The organism is Nguyenibacter vanlangensis, assembly GCF_013376155.1.
Taxonomy (GTDB): domain Bacteria; phylum Pseudomonadota; class Alphaproteobacteria; order Acetobacterales; family Acetobacteraceae; genus Gluconacetobacter; species Gluconacetobacter vanlangensis.
On record NZ_JABXXP010000844.1, the window covers coordinates 1 to 1,108 of the forward strand.

The 1,108-nt window shown below is 69.0% G+C and carries 2 protein-coding genes; one reads left to right on the top strand and one right to left on the bottom strand.

What is annotated here, in order from left to right; translation table 11 throughout:
- Window positions 1-603: carbamoyl-phosphate synthase domain-containing protein (locus tag HUK84_RS19560; RefSeq protein ID WP_281362871.1), on the bottom strand; the 603-nt coding region annotated here is incomplete at its 3' end.
- 149 nt (window positions 604-752) lie between these two features.
- Here HUK84_RS19560 and HUK84_RS19565 point away from each other — a divergent pair.
- The coding region (locus HUK84_RS19565) for a GatB/YqeY domain-containing protein (RefSeq protein WP_176641696.1) at window positions 753-1,108 on the top strand (356 nt) is incomplete at its 3' end.

Below are 1,108 nucleotides of genomic sequence, written 5' to 3' on the forward strand. Positions count from 1 at the left end.
GATGCCCGGCACGCCCCGTTCGGCCAGCCAGGCATCCAGCCCCTCGGCCGCGCGCCAGTTCGCCGGCTCGGTCAGGTCCTGCTTGACGACCAGCCCGCGCGCCGCCACCCGCGCGGCCTCGTCATCCTCCGGATTGGCGCCGACATTGCCGATATGCGGAAAGGTAAAGGTGATGATCTGCCCCGCGAAGGACGGATCGGTCAGCGTCTCCTGATAGCCGGTCAAGCCGGTCGAAAAGCACAGCTCGCCGATCGCCGCCCCGTCAGGGGAGGTCTGGGCGCCGAAGCCGCGGCCCCACAGGCTGGTCCCGTCGGCCAGCACCAGCACGGCGGTGGCGCCGTCGGGCGGGGTGTCCGCGCAAACCACGGCTGGGGTGGGAACCTGGGGCTGGGGCATCGTGGTCTCCGCTGGGTCGGACGCGCTGTCCGGTTGCAGGTCTGCAAGGCTCAGGCCGGCATGGCGCAGGATTACCGGCCAGTGCTTGGCCGGGATCGCGCGGGCCTGCCGCCATTTGCGGATGGCCTCGGTCCCGACACCGGTCAGGCGCGCGGCATTGTCCGCGCCGCCCAGACGTTCAATGATGCTTTCGATCGTCATCGGCATGGAGAATTCTTCCTTCCGGGATTATCTCCTACCAGCCTCTCCACCCCCTGGGAAGAAAATTCCCACGCGAATCGACATCTCCCGGGTGGGAAATTTTTTCCGGGCGGCCCGGGTTCGGCCGCCCCCGACCAGGTAAGGAAGACAGGATCATGTCCCTGCGCGCGCGCCTCAATGAAGACCTCAAGACGGCGATGAAGGCCGGCCAGTCCGCGCGGGTCGCCACGCTGCGCATGGTCGCGGCCAGATTGAAGGACGCCGACATCGCCGCCCGCGTCCGCGGCGTCGATCAGGTCAGCGACGATGAGGTCACCGCGCTGCTGCGCGGCATGATCAAGTCGCGCACCGAATCGGCCGCGCTGTACCGCCAGGGCAACCGCCCCGAACTGGCCGAGAAGGAAGAGTCCGAGATCGAGACGATCCGCGCCTACCTGCCCGCCGAACTCGACGGCGCGGCGCTCGACGCCGCGATCCGCGACGCGATCGCCGCCACCGGCGCCGGCTCGAT